At 62.4% G+C, this 18,116-nt stretch carries 18 protein-coding genes and 1 tRNA gene; 8 read left to right on the top strand and 11 right to left on the bottom strand.

Going from position 1 to position 18,116, the window contains the following annotated elements:
- Positions 1-9: 9 nt before the first annotated feature.
- Entirely contained in the window at positions 10-1,608 is a 1,599-nt protein-coding gene (locus KR49_RS01735; protein ID WP_043696472.1) for a glucose-6-phosphate isomerase, read from the bottom strand.
- Between the two features lie 115 nt (positions 1,609-1,723).
- On the opposite strand from KR49_RS01735, the gene KR49_RS01730 reads away from it, so the two are divergent.
- Complete coding sequence (locus tag KR49_RS01730; RefSeq protein WP_043691080.1) at positions 1,724-2,509, top strand: hypothetical protein; 786 nt, start codon at positions 1,724-1,726, stop codon at positions 2,507-2,509.
- 1 nt (position 2,510) lies between these two features.
- Here the strand turns inward: KR49_RS01730 and KR49_RS01725 are convergent, their stop codons facing one another.
- From KR49_RS01725 to KR49_RS01715, 3 genes are read right to left on the bottom strand one after another with little or no spacing between them, the layout of a single operon-like run.
- Entirely contained in the window at positions 2,511-3,452 is a 942-nt protein-coding gene (locus KR49_RS01725) for an N-acetylmuramoyl-L-alanine amidase (protein ID WP_043691078.1), read from the bottom strand.
- A complete protein-coding gene (locus KR49_RS01720) occupies positions 3,434-5,131 on the bottom strand; it encodes a M61 family metallopeptidase (protein WP_043691076.1) in 1,698 nt (565 codons plus the stop codon). Before KR49_RS01720 ends, KR49_RS01725 begins: the two co-directional genes overlap by 19 nt.
- A 1-nt stretch (position 5,132) precedes the next feature.
- On the bottom strand, positions 5,133-5,474 hold the full coding sequence (locus KR49_RS01715; protein WP_043691075.1) for a hypothetical protein: 342 nt from the start codon (positions 5,472-5,474) through the stop codon (positions 5,133-5,135).
- An 8-nt stretch (positions 5,475-5,482) separates the two neighbouring features.
- Here KR49_RS01715 and purN point away from each other — a divergent pair, with 8 nt between their 5' ends.
- Positions 5,483-6,151: a phosphoribosylglycinamide formyltransferase gene (gene purN / locus KR49_RS01710; protein WP_052378129.1), complete on the top strand. Its 669-nt coding sequence runs from the start codon at positions 5,483-5,485 to the stop codon at positions 6,149-6,151.
- Here purN and argC read toward each other — a convergent pair.
- Complete coding sequence (gene argC, locus KR49_RS01705) at positions 6,142-7,248, bottom strand: N-acetyl-gamma-glutamyl-phosphate reductase (RefSeq protein WP_253912787.1); 1,107 nt, start codon at positions 7,246-7,248, stop codon at positions 6,142-6,144. The genes purN and argC overlap by 10 nt on opposite strands.
- A gap of 40 nt (positions 7,249-7,288) precedes the next feature.
- Between argC and ribBA the strand changes: the two genes are divergently transcribed.
- Positions 7,289-8,926: a bifunctional 3,4-dihydroxy-2-butanone-4-phosphate synthase/GTP cyclohydrolase II gene (gene ribBA, locus KR49_RS01700; RefSeq protein WP_071839641.1), complete on the top strand. Its 1,638-nt coding sequence runs from the start codon at positions 7,289-7,291 to the stop codon at positions 8,924-8,926.
- On the opposite strand, the gene KR49_RS01695 is transcribed toward ribBA, so the two are convergent.
- Complete coding sequence (locus KR49_RS01695) at positions 8,927-9,367, bottom strand: peptidylprolyl isomerase (protein WP_043691074.1); 441 nt, start codon at positions 9,365-9,367, stop codon at positions 8,927-8,929.
- Positions 9,368-9,408: 41 nt separating this feature from the next.
- Here KR49_RS01695 and mtnP point away from each other — a divergent pair, with 41 nt between their 5' ends.
- On the top strand, positions 9,409-10,317 hold the full coding sequence (gene mtnP, locus KR49_RS01690) for an S-methyl-5'-thioadenosine phosphorylase (protein ID WP_173402113.1): 909 nt from the start codon (positions 9,409-9,411) through the stop codon (positions 10,315-10,317).
- Here mtnP and murQ read toward each other — a convergent pair.
- The 4 genes from murQ to dnaK are packed head-to-tail and all read right to left on the bottom strand — an operon-like array spanning position 10,308 to position 14,607.
- Positions 10,308-11,258: an N-acetylmuramic acid 6-phosphate etherase gene (gene murQ, locus KR49_RS01685; protein WP_043691071.1), complete on the bottom strand. Its 951-nt coding sequence runs from the start codon at positions 11,256-11,258 to the stop codon at positions 10,308-10,310. The genes mtnP and murQ overlap by 10 nt on opposite strands.
- 3 nt (positions 11,259-11,261) lie before the next feature.
- Entirely contained in the window at positions 11,262-11,696 is a 435-nt protein-coding gene (locus KR49_RS01680; protein WP_043691069.1) for a DUF3110 domain-containing protein, read from the bottom strand.
- A 51-nt stretch (positions 11,697-11,747) separates the two neighbouring features.
- Positions 11,748-12,632, bottom strand: coding sequence for a DnaJ domain-containing protein (locus tag KR49_RS01675; RefSeq protein WP_043691067.1), 885 nt, complete (start codon positions 12,630-12,632; stop codon positions 11,748-11,750).
- A complete protein-coding gene (dnaK, locus tag KR49_RS01670) occupies positions 12,616-14,607 on the bottom strand; it encodes a molecular chaperone DnaK (RefSeq protein WP_043691065.1) in 1,992 nt (663 codons plus the stop codon). The genes KR49_RS01675 and dnaK overlap by 17 nt, the downstream gene beginning before the upstream one ends.
- 145 nt (positions 14,608-14,752) lie before the next feature.
- Here dnaK and pstC point away from each other — a divergent pair, with 145 nt between their 5' ends.
- The 3 genes from pstC to pstB are packed head-to-tail and all read left to right on the top strand — an operon-like array spanning position 14,753 to position 17,485.
- Positions 14,753-15,703 (top strand): phosphate ABC transporter permease subunit PstC, encoded by a 951-nt coding sequence (pstC, locus tag KR49_RS01665; RefSeq protein ID WP_043691062.1) that lies wholly within the window; start codon positions 14,753-14,755, stop codon positions 15,701-15,703.
- A 1-nt stretch (position 15,704) separates the two neighbouring features.
- Entirely contained in the window at positions 15,705-16,607 is a 903-nt protein-coding gene (pstA, locus tag KR49_RS01660) for a phosphate ABC transporter permease PstA (RefSeq protein ID WP_052378128.1), read from the top strand.
- Positions 16,608-16,663: 56 nt separating this feature from the next.
- On the top strand, positions 16,664-17,485 hold the full coding sequence (gene pstB, locus KR49_RS01655) for a phosphate ABC transporter ATP-binding protein PstB (RefSeq protein WP_043691061.1): 822 nt from the start codon (positions 16,664-16,666) through the stop codon (positions 17,483-17,485).
- A 121-nt stretch (positions 17,486-17,606) separates the two neighbouring features.
- Here pstB and KR49_RS01650 read toward each other — a convergent pair.
- Positions 17,607-17,693 (bottom strand) — tRNA-Ser (locus tag KR49_RS01650).
- A 54-nt stretch (positions 17,694-17,747) separates the two neighbouring features.
- On the opposite strand from KR49_RS01650, the gene KR49_RS01645 reads away from it, so the two are divergent.
- On the top strand, positions 17,748-18,116 hold the full coding sequence (locus tag KR49_RS01645; protein WP_043691059.1) for a 2Fe-2S iron-sulfur cluster-binding protein: 369 nt from the start codon (positions 17,748-17,750) through the stop codon (positions 18,114-18,116).

The raw sequence follows: 18,116 nt of genomic DNA, 5'->3' as shown, positions 1-18,116 counted from the left end.
TCCGTGGTTTCAGACCTTGCTGAATCGCATGCTGGCGGGACTGGACCAGTCGCCTTCAGCGGTGTAGCCGCGCTTGTTGCCGGTGAGGTGCCGCATGATCCAGAAGACTGATTCGTCGGAACCCTCCCCGAGGGCCTGACGGATCTCCGTGACGGAACGGGATGCACCGTCCTTGAGCACGCCCTCCACACGGCTCTGAAGATCCAGCACGGCGGCAGCTGCTTTCTTGCCGGCTTCCACCCCAGGCTGGTGATAGGCATTGATGTTCACCAGCTCTCCGTAAAAGCCGACCGCCCGTTCAAACAGTCCGATCAGCGCGCCGAGACGGCGGGCATCGAAACGGCGCATGGTGATGCTCATGTTCTGTCGACCTCCTTCCGTCAGTGCCGATCGGGTGCCCTGCAGGAATCCATCGAGGAAATCCCCTGGACGCTCCTCCTTGATCTCGGGAATGTCCTCAACATCCTCGAGACACTCGATGAAGGTGGCGAAGAAGTTGTCGACTCCGTCTCTCAGCTGCTGGACGTAAGCGTGCTGGTCGGTGGATCCCTTGTTGCCGTAAACCGCGATGCCCTGGTGCACCACGTTGCCGTCGCGGTCGAGACGCTTGCCGAGGGACTCCATCACCAGCTGCTGCAGATAGCGGCTGAACACCTCGAGACGATCGCGGTAGGGAAGCACCACCATGTCGCGCTTGCCCTTGCCGTCGCCGGCAACGAACCAGGACGCTGCCATCAGCGCAGCAGGATTGCGACGAAGATCGGCCACCCGCGTGGCTTCATCCATCTGGGCGGCACCACCCAGAAACTCGCGGATATCGCATCCGATCAGTGCTCCTGGGAGCAGGCCGACGGCGCTGGTGATGCTGGTCCGTCCGCCGACCCAGTCGAACATGTCGAACCGCTGCAGCCAGCCCTGCTGCCGAGCCTCGACGTCGAGCTTGCTGTCCAGCATGGTGATCGCGACGGCCTGACCCGCCCACTGGCCGCCGTTGGCCTCGACCCGGTGACGGGCCTGTTCCATGCCCAGGTGAGGTTCCGGCGTGCCACCGGATTTGCTCACCGTCACCACCAGCGTTGTCTTGAGCTTCTCTCCGAGGGCTTCCAGCACGGCGCTCATGCCGTTGGGATCGACGTTGTCGAAGAAGTGAAAGGGCAGACCCTCCCCATGGCGCTGGAGTGCCCTGATCATCAGAAGCGGGCCGAGGCCGCTGCCGCCGATGCCGATCCAGAGCACATCCGTGAACGGTTCCCCGTTGGGGGCCTTGATGGTGCCGCTGAGCACGTCCTTGCCGAACGATTCGATCTGATCGATCTCGCGGGACACATGAACGCGCACCTCCTCGGAGGGGGCCAGCTGGGGATGGCGCAACCAGTAGTGACCGACCTGGCGCTGCTCATCGGCATTCGAGATCGCACCGGCCTCCAGCTCCTGCATCGCCGCAAAGGCCTTGTCGAAGCCAGGCTGCAGCTGATCGAGATGGGAGGTGTTGAGATGCATCCGGCTCACATCAAGCCAGAGTCCGAGATCGTCGTGGTACCAGATCAGATCACAGAATCTCTGCCACTGGATCTGTGCATCGGTACCGTTGAAATCCGGAAAACTCATCAGGGCCTGAGGATGCACTCACGATGAAGTTATCCATCTTCGAACGGACTGCCCATCGCCTGCGACACCACGGCTAATTTCTGTGCCGTGTTGTTCCCGTCCAGCTCTGCACTTCATGGGTGAGTTCCTGCGTCAATCCGCTCTGCCACTGCTGGCATGCCTGGGACTTCTCACCAGTTCGGCTGTGCTTCTGTCTGGGAAGGACCATCGACAGACCGTTGCGGACGAGAACGCGCAACAAACCATCACCCAGCAGGGGGACCCGACGGATTTCTCCGCGGAGGAACTGCGGATGCTGCAGGTCCGCTTCGGGGTGCACGGCCCTCAGACACCTCTCGCCCAGTTGTTCACCAACGGAGTCGACCAGCTTCAACCGCTGCGGACCCGCACCCTGGATCAGCTGCGCTCGTTGAAGAGCGATATCCACCGCCAGTCGGCGCGATATCGCGTCAACCCGATGCTGCTCACGGCAATCCTGTTCGATGAGATCCAGCATTCCAAACCGGGGGAATCCCTGCCCTTCATCGCCCACTCCGGTCTGGTCCGCACCCACGGTCCCGCCCAGATCGGGATTTCTGAGCTGATTCATCAGAACTGGCTACCAGAGGATCCCAGCGACACCGACATCGCCTGGGCACGGGAACAGCTTCTGGATCCTGCCTTCAACGTTGAACTGCTCGCCGGCAAGCTGCAGCGGCTGAAACGTGCCCTTGGACTGCCGGCTGAGTCGATGCTTCAGGCGAGCCGCTCCTATCTCGACGCCAAGGCGATCGCCACACTCACCTATCTCCACAACGGCAAACTCGATTACCCGGCTCGGGTTCTGCGTTACATGCAGGACGCCGAGCTGCACGGACTGATCTACAGCAAACAGCACGGCGGCGCGGACTGGCTGATCTGACTCAGGGGGTCAGGGCCCTGGCGACACACAGATCTCCGAGCGAAGCGAGCCGGCTCTGAAGAGCTGCCCAGTCGAAACTGCGTGGGTCACTGCGTTCGCCTCCGATATCCACATGCCGATGGGTGGTGATCGCTGCCGGCGGCAGGTTGAAATCGCGGATCCAGCCCGACAGAACAAGTGCTAGGGCGTCGTACTGAGATGAGCTGTAGCCGCTGTGGCGTGGGTTGTTGTTGGCCCCTTCGCTGGGGGTCTCCAGGCTGACGTGCAGGGCGAAGTTGTTGACCGACCCCTTGAAGCGCTTGTTGGTGATGGCCCACTCCCCCAGGAAGGCGGAGTAGCCGGCGCCATAGGCACGCAGGGACGGGTCCACCAGGTCGAGAACACGACCATCCCTGCCGATGAGCGTGTGATAACTGACCTGATCCTCGTCCCGGGGATGGGGTGTCAGGAAGGTGTTCACCGCAGAGGTCATCGAATAGACCGTCTCGTGCATCACCACCACCCGGGGGGTGATGTCCAGGCGGCGTCCGAAGGCATCGCGTTCGTGTCGCCGACCGAAGTTCGTGGCGTCGATGGCGAGATCGGACCGCCAGGACGCTTCCTGGCTCATCAGCGTTTCCAGGCGCTGCTTCACCGCGGGATCGATGCCTGAACACTGGCGGGCCAGGGGTGAGGTCCAGGATCGAGCTCGGGGGGCCTGCGGCGCGGTGTCGAGGGGAGCATCCTCCAACTGACGGCCCCGCTCCTTGCTCACCTGATCCAGCAGCTCAAGCAGAGAGGGGCGATCACCGGCGTGGGAGCGTTCCCCCTGTTCACCTCCAAGCCAGGTCACCAGCACCAGGGTCAGGGCCCCCGCAGCCAGGGCACTCAGGAGAGCACCTGGATGCCTGCCGATCATCTTCAGAACATCGGACAGGCGACGATTCAGAGGATCTGGAACCATTGATCCCGCAGGGCCCGCTGAGATGCGCTTGACCCAGGGTCCCAGGAGAGCAGCCAGCGGTCTACCGCTTCGTCAGGAATCAGATGCGTTTCAGCGAGGCAACCGCGGCGCGCATAGACGATCCCAACAGGCGTCGAACCCTTGAGTAATCCGGAGATGTCGGTCATCCGCCGCAGCCGCCGGCCCCGAACGGCGATCAGTTCATCATCTGGAACCAGGGCCGCGGTGGCAGCGGGGCCGCCAGGGCGGACGCGGCTGACGAGCACCGCGCCACCCTCGTCCCGCAGAGTCATGCCGGGATCGGGGGATGAACGCATCACCGGATCCAGGCGCAGGCCGAGCTCCTGCGTGCAGGCTTCCAGCGGCAGGGAATCCGGCTGATCAAGCCAGGTTGCGAGATCATCGGAGAGGGCCGGATCGGATTCCGCCAGCAGGGCCTGGATGTCGCCGCGGTGGAACCCGCGGGCGCTTCTGCCGTGGCTGCCCCAGAGCCGGCGCAGCAGAGACGACAAGGATGAGTTGCGCCGGCGCAAGCGAACATCCAGGCAGAAGGCCGTTGCAGCTCCGAGGCGGTAGTAGCTCACCTGCGTGTCGCGGGAGGTCGCCGTCGCCTTGTAGAGCTTCACCCACGCCTCCCGGGCGCTGTCGGACAGGCTCTGCACCCGACGTCCCGGCGTGAGCTGCACCCTTGAAAGCTCATCGCCGAGATCGGCAAGAAAGGTCGGCCGGTCACTGCGGCCCGCGAGCAACGTCAGGGCCAGATCGAAATAACTGGTGATGCCCTCGGCGAACCAAAGCCCCTCACTGATCACCGCGGAGCCGTAGTTGTAGGGACGCAACTCCGCAGGGCGAAGACGGCGGATGTTCCACTGGTGCAGGTATTCATGACCGATCAGCTGCAGCAGCTGCCGGTATCCCTCCGGTTTCTCCAGTGCAGCCCAGCTGTAGTGCAGAACTGCCCCGTGATCATGCTCAAGGCCGCCGTAACCGTTTTCCAGAAGAATCAGCACCAGCTGGTAGCGGTCTGCCGCCGGCGGTGGTGTTCCCATCAGGCGGCAGGTGGCCTCGCAGACGGCGATGACATCGTCGAGGAAGCTGGGGGGCCATCCTCCGGGGGGCGCTCCGATCAGAAGCAGCTGATGCTGATGATCCAGCACGCGGAAGTGACGGACTTCGAGGGAACCGGCATGCACCGGACTGTCGACGAGTGCATCGAAGTCAGCGGCGATCCAGCCTTCGCCGGAGTGATCAAGGGGAACGTGAACGGACCAGTCCTCCGGTGCGCTGACGGTCAGTTGGTGGGCGCTCCAGCGACATCCCTCCACCTCCATGGCCAGGCCCGCCAGGCAGAGGGAGGCGAGGTCCGGATCCAGGTGGCAGGTGCGCACGGTCAGGTTGCGCGCCTCCACGGCGTAACTGAGCGTGAGCGGAGCCAGATGGGGCAGATCGGCCTGCCAGCGCGATGGTGTGACACGTCGGAACGGGACGGGTCCGCCCTCAGACTCGAGCCGCAGGCTGTGAAGGTGCTGCACGTGATCCCGAACCGTGTAGGACCCGGGTGTCCAGACCGGCATCTGCCAGGACTGGTGCATAGTCTCCGGAGACCAGCTCAGGCTGACCCGAACCGTCTGCCGTTCAGGCTCGCGAAGGTCGAGATGGATCCGGACAGCGGAACTCACCTCAGCACTGGCCGATGCTGAACTCAGCGGTCGGCAGATCGAGGGACTGCAGTGAGTCGATCGCCGACAACAAGGCGTAGCGACGCGAGAGGCGCTGCAGACGGGAGGACAACCCCGGAATCCGCTGAAGATCTCCGTGCAGACGGATCACGCCCTGGTCATCGATGCACCAGCCCATGGGACGGGAGCCGTCGCGGAGCGCCAGCAGATCCACGGATCGGGGGGCGCGACCGAAATCAGGCAGGACCCCATGGCGGATCACGTCGAACCCTTCGAGCCCCAGTGCGGTCTCAAGCAGGTCGAGGCGGGTGAAGACGGTCGGCAGGATGGAGAGATGGGACATGAATCCGGATGCCCGCTTTCTCAGACCCTAGCCAGCGTGAACCGGCGGACCAGGCCCTGATGCATCCCCACGCAGAACAGTGCGCCGCTCTGCGTGCTCCGCTGCGACTCGGCGTGATGGCATCCGGAAACGGGACCAATTTCGAAGCCCTGGTGGAATCGATCGCGGCGGGGGAGCTGTGTGCGGAGATCCCTCTGCTGGTGGTCAACAACCCAGGATGTGGTGCGCAACAGAGGGCGCAGCGTCTCGGCGTGCCCTGCAGCGTGCTGGATCACCGGGTCCTGCGCGATCGCGTTGAACTCGATCGTGAACTGGTGCGCCGCTTCCGGGAAGCGGAGGTGGAAGGCATTGTGATGGCCGGCTGGATGCGCATCGTCACACCGGTGCTGGTTCAGGCGTTTGCGGGTCGGTTGCTGAACGTTCATCCCTCACTGCTCCCCAGCTTCCGGGGTCTGGATGCTGTCGGGCAGGCCCTGGCCTCTGGCGTGACCATCAGCGGTTGCACCGTTCACCTGGTCACCGAGGAGCTCGATGCCGGCCCGATCCTTGCCCAGGCGGCGGTTCCAGTGCTGGAAACGGATGATCACGTCAGCCTGTCGGCTCGCATCCGCCGCCAGGAGCATCGTGTGCTGCCTCAAGCCGTTCTCAGGGCCGGACTGCGCTGGCGTCAGGGATAGAAGGCCTGCAGAGGAAGTCCGGTTTCCGGCTCGAGACCAGCCATCAGATTCAGGCATTGAATGCCCTGACCGGCCTGTCCCTTGATCAGATTGTCGATGGCACTCATCAGGATCAGCTGCCCGGTTCGGGTATCGACCTGCACCGAGAGCATGGCGCGATTGGTGTGGCGCACCCACTTGGTGGCCGGATAGGTACCCACCGGCATCACCTGCACGCAGGGATGATGGCGATAGACCGCCTCCAGCACCGTCGTGCAGTCCTCTGCGGTCAAGCCCGGATCACGAAGCCGCGCGTAGACGGTGGACAGCAATCCGCGCACCATCGGCACCAGATGGGGTGTGAACTGCAGTTGCACGGACTGCCCCGCAACCTCCTGTGCGAGCTGCTCGATCTCGGAGGTGTGTCGGTGGCCGACGACTCCGTAGGGCGAGATCGATTCGGAGGCCTCAGCCAGCAGCATGGCCTCCTTGGGAACACGTCCTCCCCCGGAGGTACCGGTCTTCGCGTCGATGATGATCCCGTCGGTGTCGATCAGCCCCTGCTTCAGGAAGGGCAGCAGCGGCAACAGGCTGGCGGTGGGAAAACAACCTGGGGCCGCCACCAGCGAGGCCTCGGCGATCGCCGGACCATGCCATTCCGGCAGCCCATAGACGGCATCTCGGCAGAGATCGGCATCGGTCCTGTTGAGACGGGCGGCTTCCTGGGCGTAGACCTGATTCCACTGCTCAAGCGACCGGTAACGGAAATCGGCAGACAGATCGATGACGCGAACACCCCGCTCCAGAAGACGGGGTGCGAGCTGACAGGCCAGTCCGTTCGGGAGACTCAGCACCGCGTAGTCAGCGGCCTCCGCGACGCGGTCGGGATCAGCCGACTGGACCTGTGGATCGTCGGGAAGGGGGAGGAATGGACAGACCGAACTCCAGCGCTGTCCGGCACTGCGCTCTCCCCCCAGAAAGGTGACATCGAAGCGAGGATGCCCGAGCAGAAGCCTCAACGTCTGAAGCCCGCCGTAACCCGAGGCACCGATCACCGCGACCCTGGACGGCTCCGATGACGTCATCGCGGCCAGGGGCGACGGGATACTGCTGTCCATGGGCGGTATCAAACCGCGGCTGATCGTACAGGTATCGATAATGACAACTCATTCCATCGTTTTCAGGACCCTGGGAGATCAGATCGAATTCGACAGCATTCCCGATGCCCTGGCGGCCATCCGTAACGGGGCCTGCGTCGTGGTGGTCGACGACGAACAGCGTGAAAACGAAGGTGATCTCATCTGCGCCGCGCAGTTCGCCACCCCTGAAGCGATCAATTTCATGGCCACCGAAGCCCGTGGACTGATCTGCCTGGCAATGGAGGGGAGTCGTCTGGATGCCCTCGATCTGCCCCTGATGGTGGATCGCAACACCGACGTCAATGAGACCGCCTTCACCGTCAGCATCGATGCCGGCCGTGAGCATGGCGTCAGCACGGGGATTTCCGCTGAGGACAGGGCCCGAACGATCCAGGTGGCCCTCAACCCGTCCACGCGACCGGCCGATCTGCGGCGCCCCGGTCACATCTTCCCCCTGCGGGCCCGTCCGGGTGGGGTTCTGAAGAGGGCAGGGCACACCGAAGCCGCGGTTGACCTCGCCCAGCTGTCCGGACTGGCACCAGCCGGTGTGATCTGCGAGATCCAGAACACCGATGGCTCGATGGCTCGGCTGGCGCAGCTGCGGGAGTACGCCACCCACTGGGGGTTGAAGCTGATCAACATCGCGGATCTGATCCGATACCGACTGGAAAACGAGCGGTTCGTCAGACGACAGGCCCAGGCGAGCATGCCCAGCCAGTTCGGCGACTTTCAGGCGATCGGATATCGCAATGAACTCGACGGTTCCGAGCACGTCGCCCTGATCAAGGGAGATCCTGCAGCCCTGAAGGAACCGGTGCTCGTGCGCATGCATTCGGAATGCCTCACCGGCGATGCCTTCGGTTCACTTCGCTGCGATTGCCGTTCCCAGCTAGAGACAGCGCTGCGAAGGATCGAACAGGAGGGGGAAGGCGTCGTCGTTTATCTGCGGCAGGAAGGCCGGGGGATCGGACTGATCAACAAGCTCAAGGCCTACAGCCTCCAGGATGGGGGGCTGGACACGGTGGAAGCCAACGAGCGCCTGGGTTTTCCGGCCGACCTGCGCAATTACGGGGTCGGAGCTCAAATTCTTTCCGACCTCGGCATCCACCATCTGCGGCTTCTGACCAACAACCCGCGCAAGATCGCCGGCCTCGGTGGCTATGGACTGAAGGTGGAGGAACGCGTTCCGCTTGTGATGGATGCCGGGGATCACAACGCCGAGTATCTGGCCACGAAACGCGACAAGCTCGGTCATCTGATGGCAGAACAGGGACCCTGCACCGTGCTGGCGCTGGCCGTCGACGCCGCCACGGACCAGTGGCCTCAGATCCGTCGACGAGCCGAGTCGGCGGCCTCGGACCACGGCTTCCTGCTGGAAGCCGTCCAGACCCCCCGCCTGCTGGCCCTTTGGGAGCGCCCCCAGTTCGTCTGGACGCTTCGTCCGGGTCAGGAGGATCCTCTCCCCCTGCTGCGTCTGATGGCGCAATGGCCGGAGACACGTCGACTCGGTCTGTTGAAGGCAGCAACCGACCGGATGGCAATGCATCCGCCCCACACGCTGGAGCGGACCGAGCTTGGCCTGAACGACCTGGTTGATGGGCAGGGGGACGGACCGCTGCCTTCCGAACCGTCCCTGCTGCACTGGACCACGGACTGATCAGTCCTGGATGGTGACCTTGGTGATACGGGATCCGTTGCCCAGCTTCAGCACGGTGTCCATGTTCCCGGTGAGACCGAACACGGTGTGCACGCCATCGAGATGAGGCTGAGCCTCATGGCAGATGTAGAACTGCGAGCCGCCGGTGTTCTTGCCGGCGTGAGCCATCGCCAGCGTGCCTGCCTGGTGTTTCTTGGAATTGATCTCACAGTCGATCTGGTAGCCAGGGCCACCGGTGCCGGGCATGCCCTTGGATCCTTCACGGGAGTTCGGACAGCCTCCCTGGGCCATGAAACCTGGAATGACCCTGTGGAAAGCCAGACCGTCGTAAAAGCCATCCTTCGCCAGCTTGACGAAATTGGCCACGGTGTTGGGTGCGTCCGCCTCGAACAGCTCGAGCTCGATCGGGCCCGCCTCCGTCTCCATCAGAGCCTTGGTCATGGTGCCGCGAGCAAAACTGGAGTGTAGGGAGCTGTGCAGGGATGACTGAGCCCATGGATCTGAGCCATGCCCGTGTCGGTGTGATCGGCGGCAGCGGTCTCTATGCCATGCCCGGACTCGAGCAGCTGGAGGAACACTCCGTGGAGACCCCGTTCGGGAGTCCGTCGGATGTGATGCGTCTCGGACGGCTGGGAGGAATGGAGGTCGTCTTTCTGGCCCGTCACGGCCGTGACCACCATCTGATGCCGATGGAAGTTCCATACACGGCGAACATCTGGGCGATGCGGAGTCTCGGCGTGCGCTGGCTGATCTCCGTGTCCGCCGTCGGATCCCTGAAGGAACATCTCCGGCCGCGCGACATGGTGGTGCCCGATCAGTTCATCGATCGCACCCATCGACGCCCGCAGTCGTTCTTCGGTGACGGCTGTGTTGCTCATGTGAGCCTGGCCGATCCGACCTGCCCGATCCTCAATGCCCTGCTGGCTGATGCTGCCGAGCAGGCGATCCCCGCCGGTCATCATCTGCATCGCGGCGGAACCTATCTGTGCATGGAAGGTCCTGCCTTCTCCACCCGTGCCGAGAGCGAGCTCTACCGCAGCTGGGGATGTGCGGTGATCGGAATGACGAATCACACCGAAGCACGGCTCGCCCGCGAGGCTGAGATCGCTTACAGCTCCCTCAGCATGGTGACCGACTTCGACTGCTGGCAACGGGACCAGGACGCTGTCAGCGTCGAACTGGTGCTGAGCAATCTGAAGGCCAATGCGGAGGCCACCGCACCGATCCTGAGCCGGGTGATGGATCAGCTGCAAGCGACGCGGCCTGTGTCCGCGGCCCACACCGCGCTCGCGGATGCTCTCTTCACCCGGAAGGAGAGGGTCCCAACGGAGACCAGGCGACGGCTTGATCTGTTCACAGCTCCCTACTGGGGATCCTTTGATCAGGCCTGAAGCAGGCTGACACCACTGGCTTCGAGCGCCGCACGCAACTGCTGTCTGTGCTCCTGCAGTCGCTCGGTTGCTCCGGAACGATCCAGACCTGTGGCCGCCATCATCAGCGCGAGCTTCACCGAACCGCCTGTCTGTTCGAGAAGCGCAAGGCCACTCTCCCGATCGAGTCCGGCCAGATCGCGCAGGATGCGCAGGGAGCGGTCCACCAGTTTGCTGTTGCTGGCAGCCACATCAACCATGCGGTTGCCGTACACCTTGCCGAGACGCACCATCACGCCGGTCGACAGGATGTTGAGCGCCATCTTCGTGGCGGTGCCCGCCTTCAGGCGGGTTGAACCGGTGAGCAGTTCCGGGCCGGTGAGCAGCCGGATGTCGAGATCACAGGGGAGTGGTGCCTGCTCAGCGGGCACGCAGGCCATGGCGATCGCCAGAGCCCCGAGCTCGAGTGCATGGCGGAGACCTCCCCTGACATAGGGGGTGGTGCCACCTGCAGCGATGCCGATCAGACAATCCCTGGAACAGAAGCCCCGCTGCTCCAGATCGGAGCGGCCGGCCTGCTCAAGATCTTCCAGACCTTCGGAGCTGCGCAGCAGTGCCGGTGCCCCACCCGCGAGCACACCCTGCACCATCTCGGGATCACTGCAGAAGGTGGGGGGACATTCGGCAGCGTCGAGAACACCCAGCCGTCCGGAAGTCCCCGCTCCCAGATAAAAAAGCCGGCCTCCCGTCCTCAGTCGTTCAGCAATGCGGTCCACGGCATGACTGATCTCTGTGGCGGCAGCCTGGACCGCCTGTTGAGGGCGACGGTCCTCGGCCACGAACAGGTCCACCAGCTCCTGGGTCGGCAACTGATCGAGGTCACGGCTGAGGCTGTTGCTCTGCTCCGTGAGCAGATGCCCGCGGTCATCCGAGGGCTGCAGGTCACGCTGAAACTCAGCCATGGATCAGAGGAGACCCTCCAGTCGCTGACGCAGTTCATCTAGCTCCGGGGAGGACCTCACCGCACTGTCACTCTCACCGTCACTGGCAGCGTCACGGGCACTTTCATCATCGGTGTCGATCTCCTCTTTCCAGCGGGAGACATCGCGATTGGATTCCGGAGGGGAGATGAACAATCTCTCTTCGTCACTGCCCGGTAGGAAACCGGTCTCGATGAAGCGCGGTTCATATCCCGCCTCGCTGCAGAACGCCTCCACTTCCACGCGATCCAGGGCTTCGATGCTCGGCACAGGGAAGTCCTGTGCTTCGAGCAAACCGGCGTACCGCTCGGCGTCATCGGGATTCTCGAACAGGAGAACCACCGTGCGCCCCCCGATCTCAAGGGAATGGATTCCCTCGCTGTCAGTGCCTGCATCGAAAAGGAGCACGTGCACGCGCATTGCGTCGGTCACATCACCGGAGGAGGGCAGGAGTCTCTCACCGATCCTCGCTCAGCTGGCATCCGGATCGAGAGCCAGCTCCTGCAGGCGGCGGTACAGCGCCCGTTCCGCATCTCCGAGATCGGCGGGAATGACGATCACGATCTCAACGAGCTGATCACCTCGACGGTCATCGATGGTCAGCCCACGACCACGAAGACGAAGCAGGCGGCCGCTGGAGGAACCAGGAGGGACCTGCAGTGTCACGGGGCCGTCGAGGGTGGGAACATCCACCGCGCATCCGAGAGCGGCATCGGGCGGGAAGAGCTCCAGCCTGTACAGAACCCTGAGCCCATCAATGCGAAGTCCTTCCGGTGTCACCACACGCAGCTGCAGAAAATGATCACGCCCACCGGCGGCAACCCCCTCCAGCCTGAGTCTCCAGCCGTCTCCAGCGAAGGGAGGGGTGTCGAGCTCCACCAGCGTTCCATCCTCCAGGGCAAGCTCCACACGGGTTCCGAACAGCGCCTGATCAGGGGTGAGCTCGATGGTGGATTCCAGGTCTTCCCTGACCTGAACCGGCGGCGGCGGCGGCGGTGCGGAGACCGGTGAATCCCCGCGATCTCTCGCAGGTTCGTCCTGCACGGCCGTCGTCGGAATACCGAGAACCACCTCGAGGTAATCCTCGAAATGGGGAAATCCGCTGGCGAAGGGATCGTGGCTGGTCTCCGATGCGCGATCACCGGCTTCCCAGCTCTGCCGGCGACGCGGGTCGCTGAGCACCGCATAAGCCTCATTGACCAGCTTGAAGCGCTCTTCCGCAACAGGGTCATTGCCGTTGAGATCGGGGTGCCATCGGCGGGCTTCCTGGCGGAAGGCACGCTTGAGCTGGTCCTGGCTGCTGCCCGGTTCGAGTCCGAGCAGCGACCAGTAATCAGGATCAGCGATAGAAGTCATCGTCCCAGGGATCGGAACCCCGCTGGCCTAGTCCACGGCTTCGCGAGGGAGGACGGCTGGGGGAGCCCCAGGGGTCATCCTCCCAGTCATCGGAGAACAGTTCATCCTTCAGGGATCCAAGCGTGTTGCGGAGACCCTGGAGGGGATTGCCATCCCCTTGTCGCTCCATGGAGAGGCGCCGGTTGAGGCCGAACAGGGCCTCCTCCAGGCCGCTCACGGTGAGATCGAGTTCCTGAAGGTCATCCTGAGCCAGACAGTCCTGGACATCACGGATGGCCATCTCGACCGCCCTCTGCTGGCGATCCGCTCCGTACGGCCCAAGTTCGAGCGCAGCATCCCGGAGGCGACGTTCGGCCTGAGCCACAAGGGTCTGGGCACGGTTGCGACGCTCCACCTGACTGCGACGACGCCGGTCGTCATCCGCGCGCTCCTCCGCTTCAGCCAGGAGTGCCTGAAGTTCGTCCTCATTGAGATTGGAACCTCCCTGAATCGAAACGGACTGCTTGCGGCCGGTGGTGCGATCAGTGGCACTGACCTGCAGAAGACCGTTGGCATCGATGTCGAAGGCCACCTGCACCTGAGGGACACCGCGAGGGGCGGGTGGGATCCCCGAGAGTCGGAATCGACCCAGTGACTTGTTATCAGCGGCCATCTGACGCTCCCCCTGCCAGACATGAATCTCGACCGAGGACTGGTTCGCCTCCGAGGTGCTGAACACGTCGGACTGACGCACGGGAATTGGCGTGTTCCTGGGAATGAGCACCTTCATCAGGCCTCCAACCGTCTCCAGTCCGAGCGATAGAGGCGTGACGTCGTTCAGCAGGAGGTCCCGGAGCTCGCCGGTGAGGATGCCCGCCTGCACGGCTGCGCCGATCGCCACCACCTCATCGGGGTTCACCGACTGACAGGGATCGATGGGCACGAGGGTGCGCACCAGCTGCTGAACCATCGGCATGCGCGTGGCTCCGCCGACCAGAACCACGTCATCGATGTCCTCAGCCGCCCAGCCGGAATCCCGCAGGGAACACTGCACGGGATTCAACAGACGGTCGAGCAGATCGGGGCAGAGGGATTCGAAGGTGGATCGGTCGAGAGAGGTCTCGATATGCAGAGGTCCCTCAGTTCCGGTGGCGATGAAAGGTAGGGAAATCGGCGTGCTCAGTACGCCGGAGAGCTCCTGCTTGGCCTTCTCGGAAGCTTCGATCAGTCGTTGCAGTGCCTGGCGGTCACGGCGGAGATCGATGCCGTGTTCGGACTGGAAGGCATCGGCGAGCCAGTCGACGATGCGCTGATCGAAATCATTTCCCCCCAGCTGCGTGTCGCCGTTGGTCGCTTTCACATCGAAAACACCGTTGGCGATGCGAAGCAGCGACACGTCAAAGGTTCCACCACCCAGATCGAAGACCAGAACACGCCGGACGGCGCTGCGATCAAAGCCGTAGGCAAGAGCGGCAGCGGTGGGTTCGTTCAGGATTCTCTCGACGGAGATACCGGCAAGACGGCCGGCATCCCGGGTTGCCTGGCGCTGAGCATCGTTGAAATAGGCCGGCACGGTGACGACCGCGGCCTCGACGCTCTCACCGAGATAAACGGCCGCATCATCCACAAGCTTGCGGATGATACTGGCCACGAGTTCCTCCGGCGCGTATTCCCGCTCCGTCACCGGACAGGGCACACGGACCTGGCCGACGTCATTGGCCCGGACCGTGTAAGGGACAGAGAGGCTGCCATCCTCAAGCTCCTCCCAGTCACGACCGACGAATCGCTTCAGATTGGAAAAGGTGTTGCGTGGGCTGAGGACCAGCTGACGCCGGGCCATCTGACCGACCAACAGCTCCCGATCCTTGCTGTAGCCCACCACCGAGGGCGTGGTTCGACTCCCCTCGGCATTCGCGATCACGAGAGGCCTGCCGGCTTCGAGGACGGCAACGACCGAGTTGGTTGTCCCCAGGTCGATTCCGACGATCCGGCCCATAACCCCACGCGTTCGATCCCCACGCTACCGACCGCATCCAGAGCGAGGTCGCGAGCCTCGACCAAAAGCCAACGTCCCGTTAAGACGTTCTTAGTGACGTGCAGTGAAGTCACCGATAACTTATCGAAGTGAGATTTACAGGAGAATGTCCCCCGAAACAGACACTCAATATCTTCTCCGCAGGCGTCCTCCGCAAGAAAAACTTGTCGATGTCGGCTTTAGGAATCTCGCAGTCGTTCTGGCTTCGATGGTGGCGATCGTTCTCCTCTCCATTCTCGTGGTGGTGTTCTGGGGAGGTCTCGAATCCATGGGTCGATACGGCTGGAAATTCCTGGTCACATCCAACTGGAATCCAGTCGACGACGAGTACGGAGCCGGAGCAGCCATTTACGGAACACTTGTCACGTCGCTGCTTTCTCTCCTGATTGCAGTTCCACTTGGCGTTGGCACAGCAATCTTCATCACGGAAAACATCATCCCCCGCAATATCAGAAATGTGATCGGGGTGATGGTCGAGTTATTGGCAGCCATTCCTTCCGTTGTGCTCGGCCTCTGGGCCATCTTCGTGATGGAGCCATTCATCCGTCCGTTGCTGGAGTTGCTCTACACACTGTTCAGTTGGTTGCCCTTCTTCAGCACACCTCCGATGGGTCCAGGCACTCTGCCTGCGGTTCTGATTCTGGTGGTGATGATTCTTCCGATCATCACGGCCATCGCGCGTGATTCTCTGAATCAGGTGCCGATGAAACTCCGTCAGGCTGCTTATGGAGTTGGAACAACCCGCTGGGGAGCGATCATGAATGTGATGCTTCCAGCAGCCGTTTCCGGAATCGTGGGAGGCGTGATGCTCGCACTCGGCCGTGCCATGGGAGAGACGATGGCCGTGACGATGATCATTGGCAACTCAAACAACTTCAGCGTCTCACTGCTGGCACCCGGCAACACGATTGCCTCGATGCTCGCCAATCAGTTCGGTGAAGCTGATGGTTCACAGGTCTCCTCCTTGATGTATGCGGCCTTCGTTCTGATCATCATGACCCTTGCGGTGAACATCTTCGCTCAGTGGATCGTTAAACGACTCAGCCTGAAGTATTGAGATGACTTATTCCACTTCCATCAAAACTGCTGACGGGCTTCCCGATCTTTCCTACAAGCCTGCACTGGGCCGCAACATCGGCAGCCGCATTCTCACGATCATCGCCGGTCTGTTTGCGGGCATTGCTGTTCTTCCGCTGATTCTCGTTCTCGGCTACGTGCTGATCCGGGGAGCTTCGAAGATCAGCATCAGTCTGCTGACCGAGCTGCCCCCTCCTCCCGGTCTTGAGGGTGGCGGCATCGGCAACGCGATCATCGGGACCTTCGTGGTGACGGTCATCGCCGGGCTTGTGGCGATTCCGGTTGGCGTCGGAGGCGGGATCTACCTGGCTGAATACTCCCGGTCTGGTTCCTTCTCTAAGTTCATCCGCTTCGGCACCAACGTGCTGGCGGGAGTTCCCTCGATCATCGCCGGTGTTTTCATCTACGGGACGATCGTCACCAGCCGCATCGTTTTCGGCAATGCCTACAGCGCTCTAGCCGGTGGCATCGCTCTTTCGATCCTGATGCTGCCCACGGTGATCAAGACCACCGACGAGGGCCTCAAACTCGTCTCGGATGATCTGAGACGCGGAGCACTGGGTGTTGGCGCCTCCCGCTTCGTCACGATCGTGCGGATCACGCTTCCAACCGCGTTCACCCCGATCGCCACAGGTGTCGTTCTGGCCATCGCCCGAGCAGCCGGTGAAACTGCTCCCCTGATTTTCACGGCCCTGTTCTCACCCTTCTGGGCCGAGGGGATCTTCGCACCGATCGCAACGCTTTCCGTGCTGATCTACAACTTCGCGATCATGCCTTACGAGATACAGAACGAACTGGCCTGGGCCGCTTCGTTCATTCTCGTGGCCATGATCCTGATGCTCAATCTCTTCTCCCGCTGGCTCGGTCGTTTCGCTTCCAAGTGATCGACTGACTGATTTCTTCCAACCGTTCCTCTTCCCCATCGCTCCCCTACAGAGCCATGACCACCTCCCAGCTCCACACTGAACAGCAGCAGGTGTCGGAAGATACCGCCATCTCGATTCAGAACGTCACCATCAGCTACGGCTCCTATGAAGCCGTGAAGAACGTCTACTGCGATGTTCCGCGCGGCAAGGTGACGGCGTTCATCGGACCATCTGGCTGCGGAAAATCAACCGTTCTGCGTGCCCTCAACCGCATGAACGATCTCATCGAAGGTTGCTCTCTGAAGGGGCGTGTTCTCTTCGATGGTGTTGATCTCTACGGTGCGCAGGTGGACCCTGTTGAGGTGCGGCGGCGCATCGGAATGGTGTTCCAGCAGCCGAATCCCTTCCCCAAAAGTATCTACGAGAACATCGCCTTCGGTGCTCGCATCAACGGCTTCACCGGTGACATGGACGAGCTTGTGGAACGCTCCTTAAGGCAGGCAGCGGTCTGGGACGAGTGCAAAGACAAGCTCAAGGAAAGCGGATACTCCCTCTCAGGTGGTCAGCAGCAGCGTCTCTGCATCGCACGGACCATCGCCATTCAGCCGGAGGTGATCCTGATGGACGAGCCCTGTTCAGCGCTCGACCCGATCTCCACCCTGAAGATCGAGGAAACCATGCATGAGCTCAAGAAGAGCTTCACCATCGTGATCGTGACGCACAACATGCAGCAGGCCGTTCGCGTCAGTGACATGACCGCCTTCTACAACGCCGAGGCCGTTGAGGGTGGGACCGGCAAGGTGGGGTATCTGGTGGAATTCAGTGACACCGAGAAGATTTTCAACTCCCCCCAGCAACAGGCCACTCAGGACTACGTGTCGGGCCGTTTCGGCTGATCAGTTCCAGGGGGTGCCATCAACCAGCGGAACAGGGTGGTGTCACAGCCACCCTGTTTTTGTGCGTGCTGCTGATGTGGAAGCCAGGCAAAAAAAATCCGGTCCTGACGGACCGGAGAAGCGGAGAGCGAGGGATTCGAACCCTCGATAGAGTTGCCCCTATACAGCATTTCCAGTGCTGCGCCTTCGACCACTCGGCCAGCTCTCCACCGGCTTATGTGGGGCAGATGCCAATGTAGCAGGGCCTTTTCCAGAGGGCTGCATGCGGCCGCAGCACAGGATCACGGTGCACTGGCGCCAGCAGAACCGCACCATCACCCATGAGGTGGCTGAGGGTGATTACATCCTGCGCAGCTTCGAGCTGCAGGGCGATCCGCTGCCCTTTTCCTGTCGGAACGGATGCTGCACGAGCTGCGCCGTCCGGGTGCTGGAAGGAGAACTCGATCAACGGGAGGCGATGGGACTGTCGAAGGAATTGCGTGCCCGAGGCTATGGACTGTTGTGTGTCGCCAGGGCGACGGGCCCGCTTGAAGCGGAGACCCAGGATGAGGACGAGGTCTATGAGCTCCAGTTCGGTCGCCACTTCGGTCGCGGTTCCGTACGGGCCGGACTCCCTCTGGAGGAGGACTGA

The sequence above is a fragment of the Synechococcus sp. KORDI-49 genome (assembly GCF_000737575.1).
GTDB lineage: Bacteria > Cyanobacteriota > Cyanobacteriia > PCC-6307 > Cyanobiaceae > Parasynechococcus.
The sequence above is the reverse complement of the archived record's forward strand: the minus strand, read 5'-3'. Positions and strand labels throughout refer to the sequence as shown.

Excerpts from the sequence above, each read along its gene's own strand:
- KR49_RS01675 (WP_043691067.1), bottom strand. The coding sequence starts at position 12,632 with ATGACTTCTATCGCTGATCCTGATTACTGGTCGCTGCTCGGACTCGAA.
- KR49_RS01680 (WP_043691069.1), bottom strand. The coding sequence starts at position 11,696 with ATGCGCGTGCACGTGCTCCTTTTCGATGCAGGCACTGACAGCGAGGGA.
- dnaK (WP_043691065.1), bottom strand. The coding sequence starts at position 14,607 with ATGGGCCGGATCGTCGGAATCGACCTGGGGACAACCAACTCGGTCGTT.
- KR49_RS01645 (WP_043691059.1), top strand. The coding sequence starts at position 17,748 with ATGCGGCCGCAGCACAGGATCACGGTGCACTGGCGCCAGCAGAACCGC.
- KR49_RS01695 (WP_043691074.1), bottom strand. The coding sequence starts at position 9,367 with ATGACCAAGGCTCTGATGGAGACGGAGGCGGGCCCGATCGAGCTCGAG.
- murQ (WP_043691071.1), bottom strand. The coding sequence starts at position 11,258 with ATGGCTGAGTTTCAGCGTGACCTGCAGCCCTCGGATGACCGCGGGCAT.
- KR49_RS01730 (WP_043691080.1), top strand. The coding sequence starts at position 1,724 with ATGGGTGAGTTCCTGCGTCAATCCGCTCTGCCACTGCTGGCATGCCTG.
- KR49_RS01725 (WP_043691078.1), bottom strand. The coding sequence starts at position 3,452 with ATGGTTCCAGATCCTCTGAATCGTCGCCTGTCCGATGTTCTGAAGATG.
- ribBA (WP_071839641.1), top strand. The coding sequence starts at position 7,289 with ATGACAACTCATTCCATCGTTTTCAGGACCCTGGGAGATCAGATCGAA.
- argC (WP_253912787.1), bottom strand. The coding sequence starts at position 7,248 with ATGGACAGCAGTATCCCGTCGCCCCTGGCCGCGATGACGTCATCGGAG.
- pstC (WP_043691062.1), top strand. The coding sequence starts at position 14,753 with ATGTCCCCCGAAACAGACACTCAATATCTTCTCCGCAGGCGTCCTCCG.
- mtnP (WP_173402113.1), top strand. The coding sequence starts at position 9,409 with ATGACTGAGCCCATGGATCTGAGCCATGCCCGTGTCGGTGTGATCGGC.
- pstA (WP_052378128.1), top strand. The coding sequence starts at position 15,705 with ATGACTTATTCCACTTCCATCAAAACTGCTGACGGGCTTCCCGATCTT.
- KR49_RS01735 (WP_043696472.1), bottom strand. The coding sequence starts at position 1,608 with ATGAGTTTTCCGGATTTCAACGGTACCGATGCACAGATCCAGTGGCAG.
- pstB (WP_043691061.1), top strand. The coding sequence starts at position 16,664 with ATGACCACCTCCCAGCTCCACACTGAACAGCAGCAGGTGTCGGAAGAT.
- KR49_RS01715 (WP_043691075.1), bottom strand. The coding sequence starts at position 5,474 with ATGTCCCATCTCTCCATCCTGCCGACCGTCTTCACCCGCCTCGACCTG.
- purN (WP_052378129.1), top strand. The coding sequence starts at position 5,483 with ATGCCCGCTTTCTCAGACCCTAGCCAGCGTGAACCGGCGGACCAGGCC.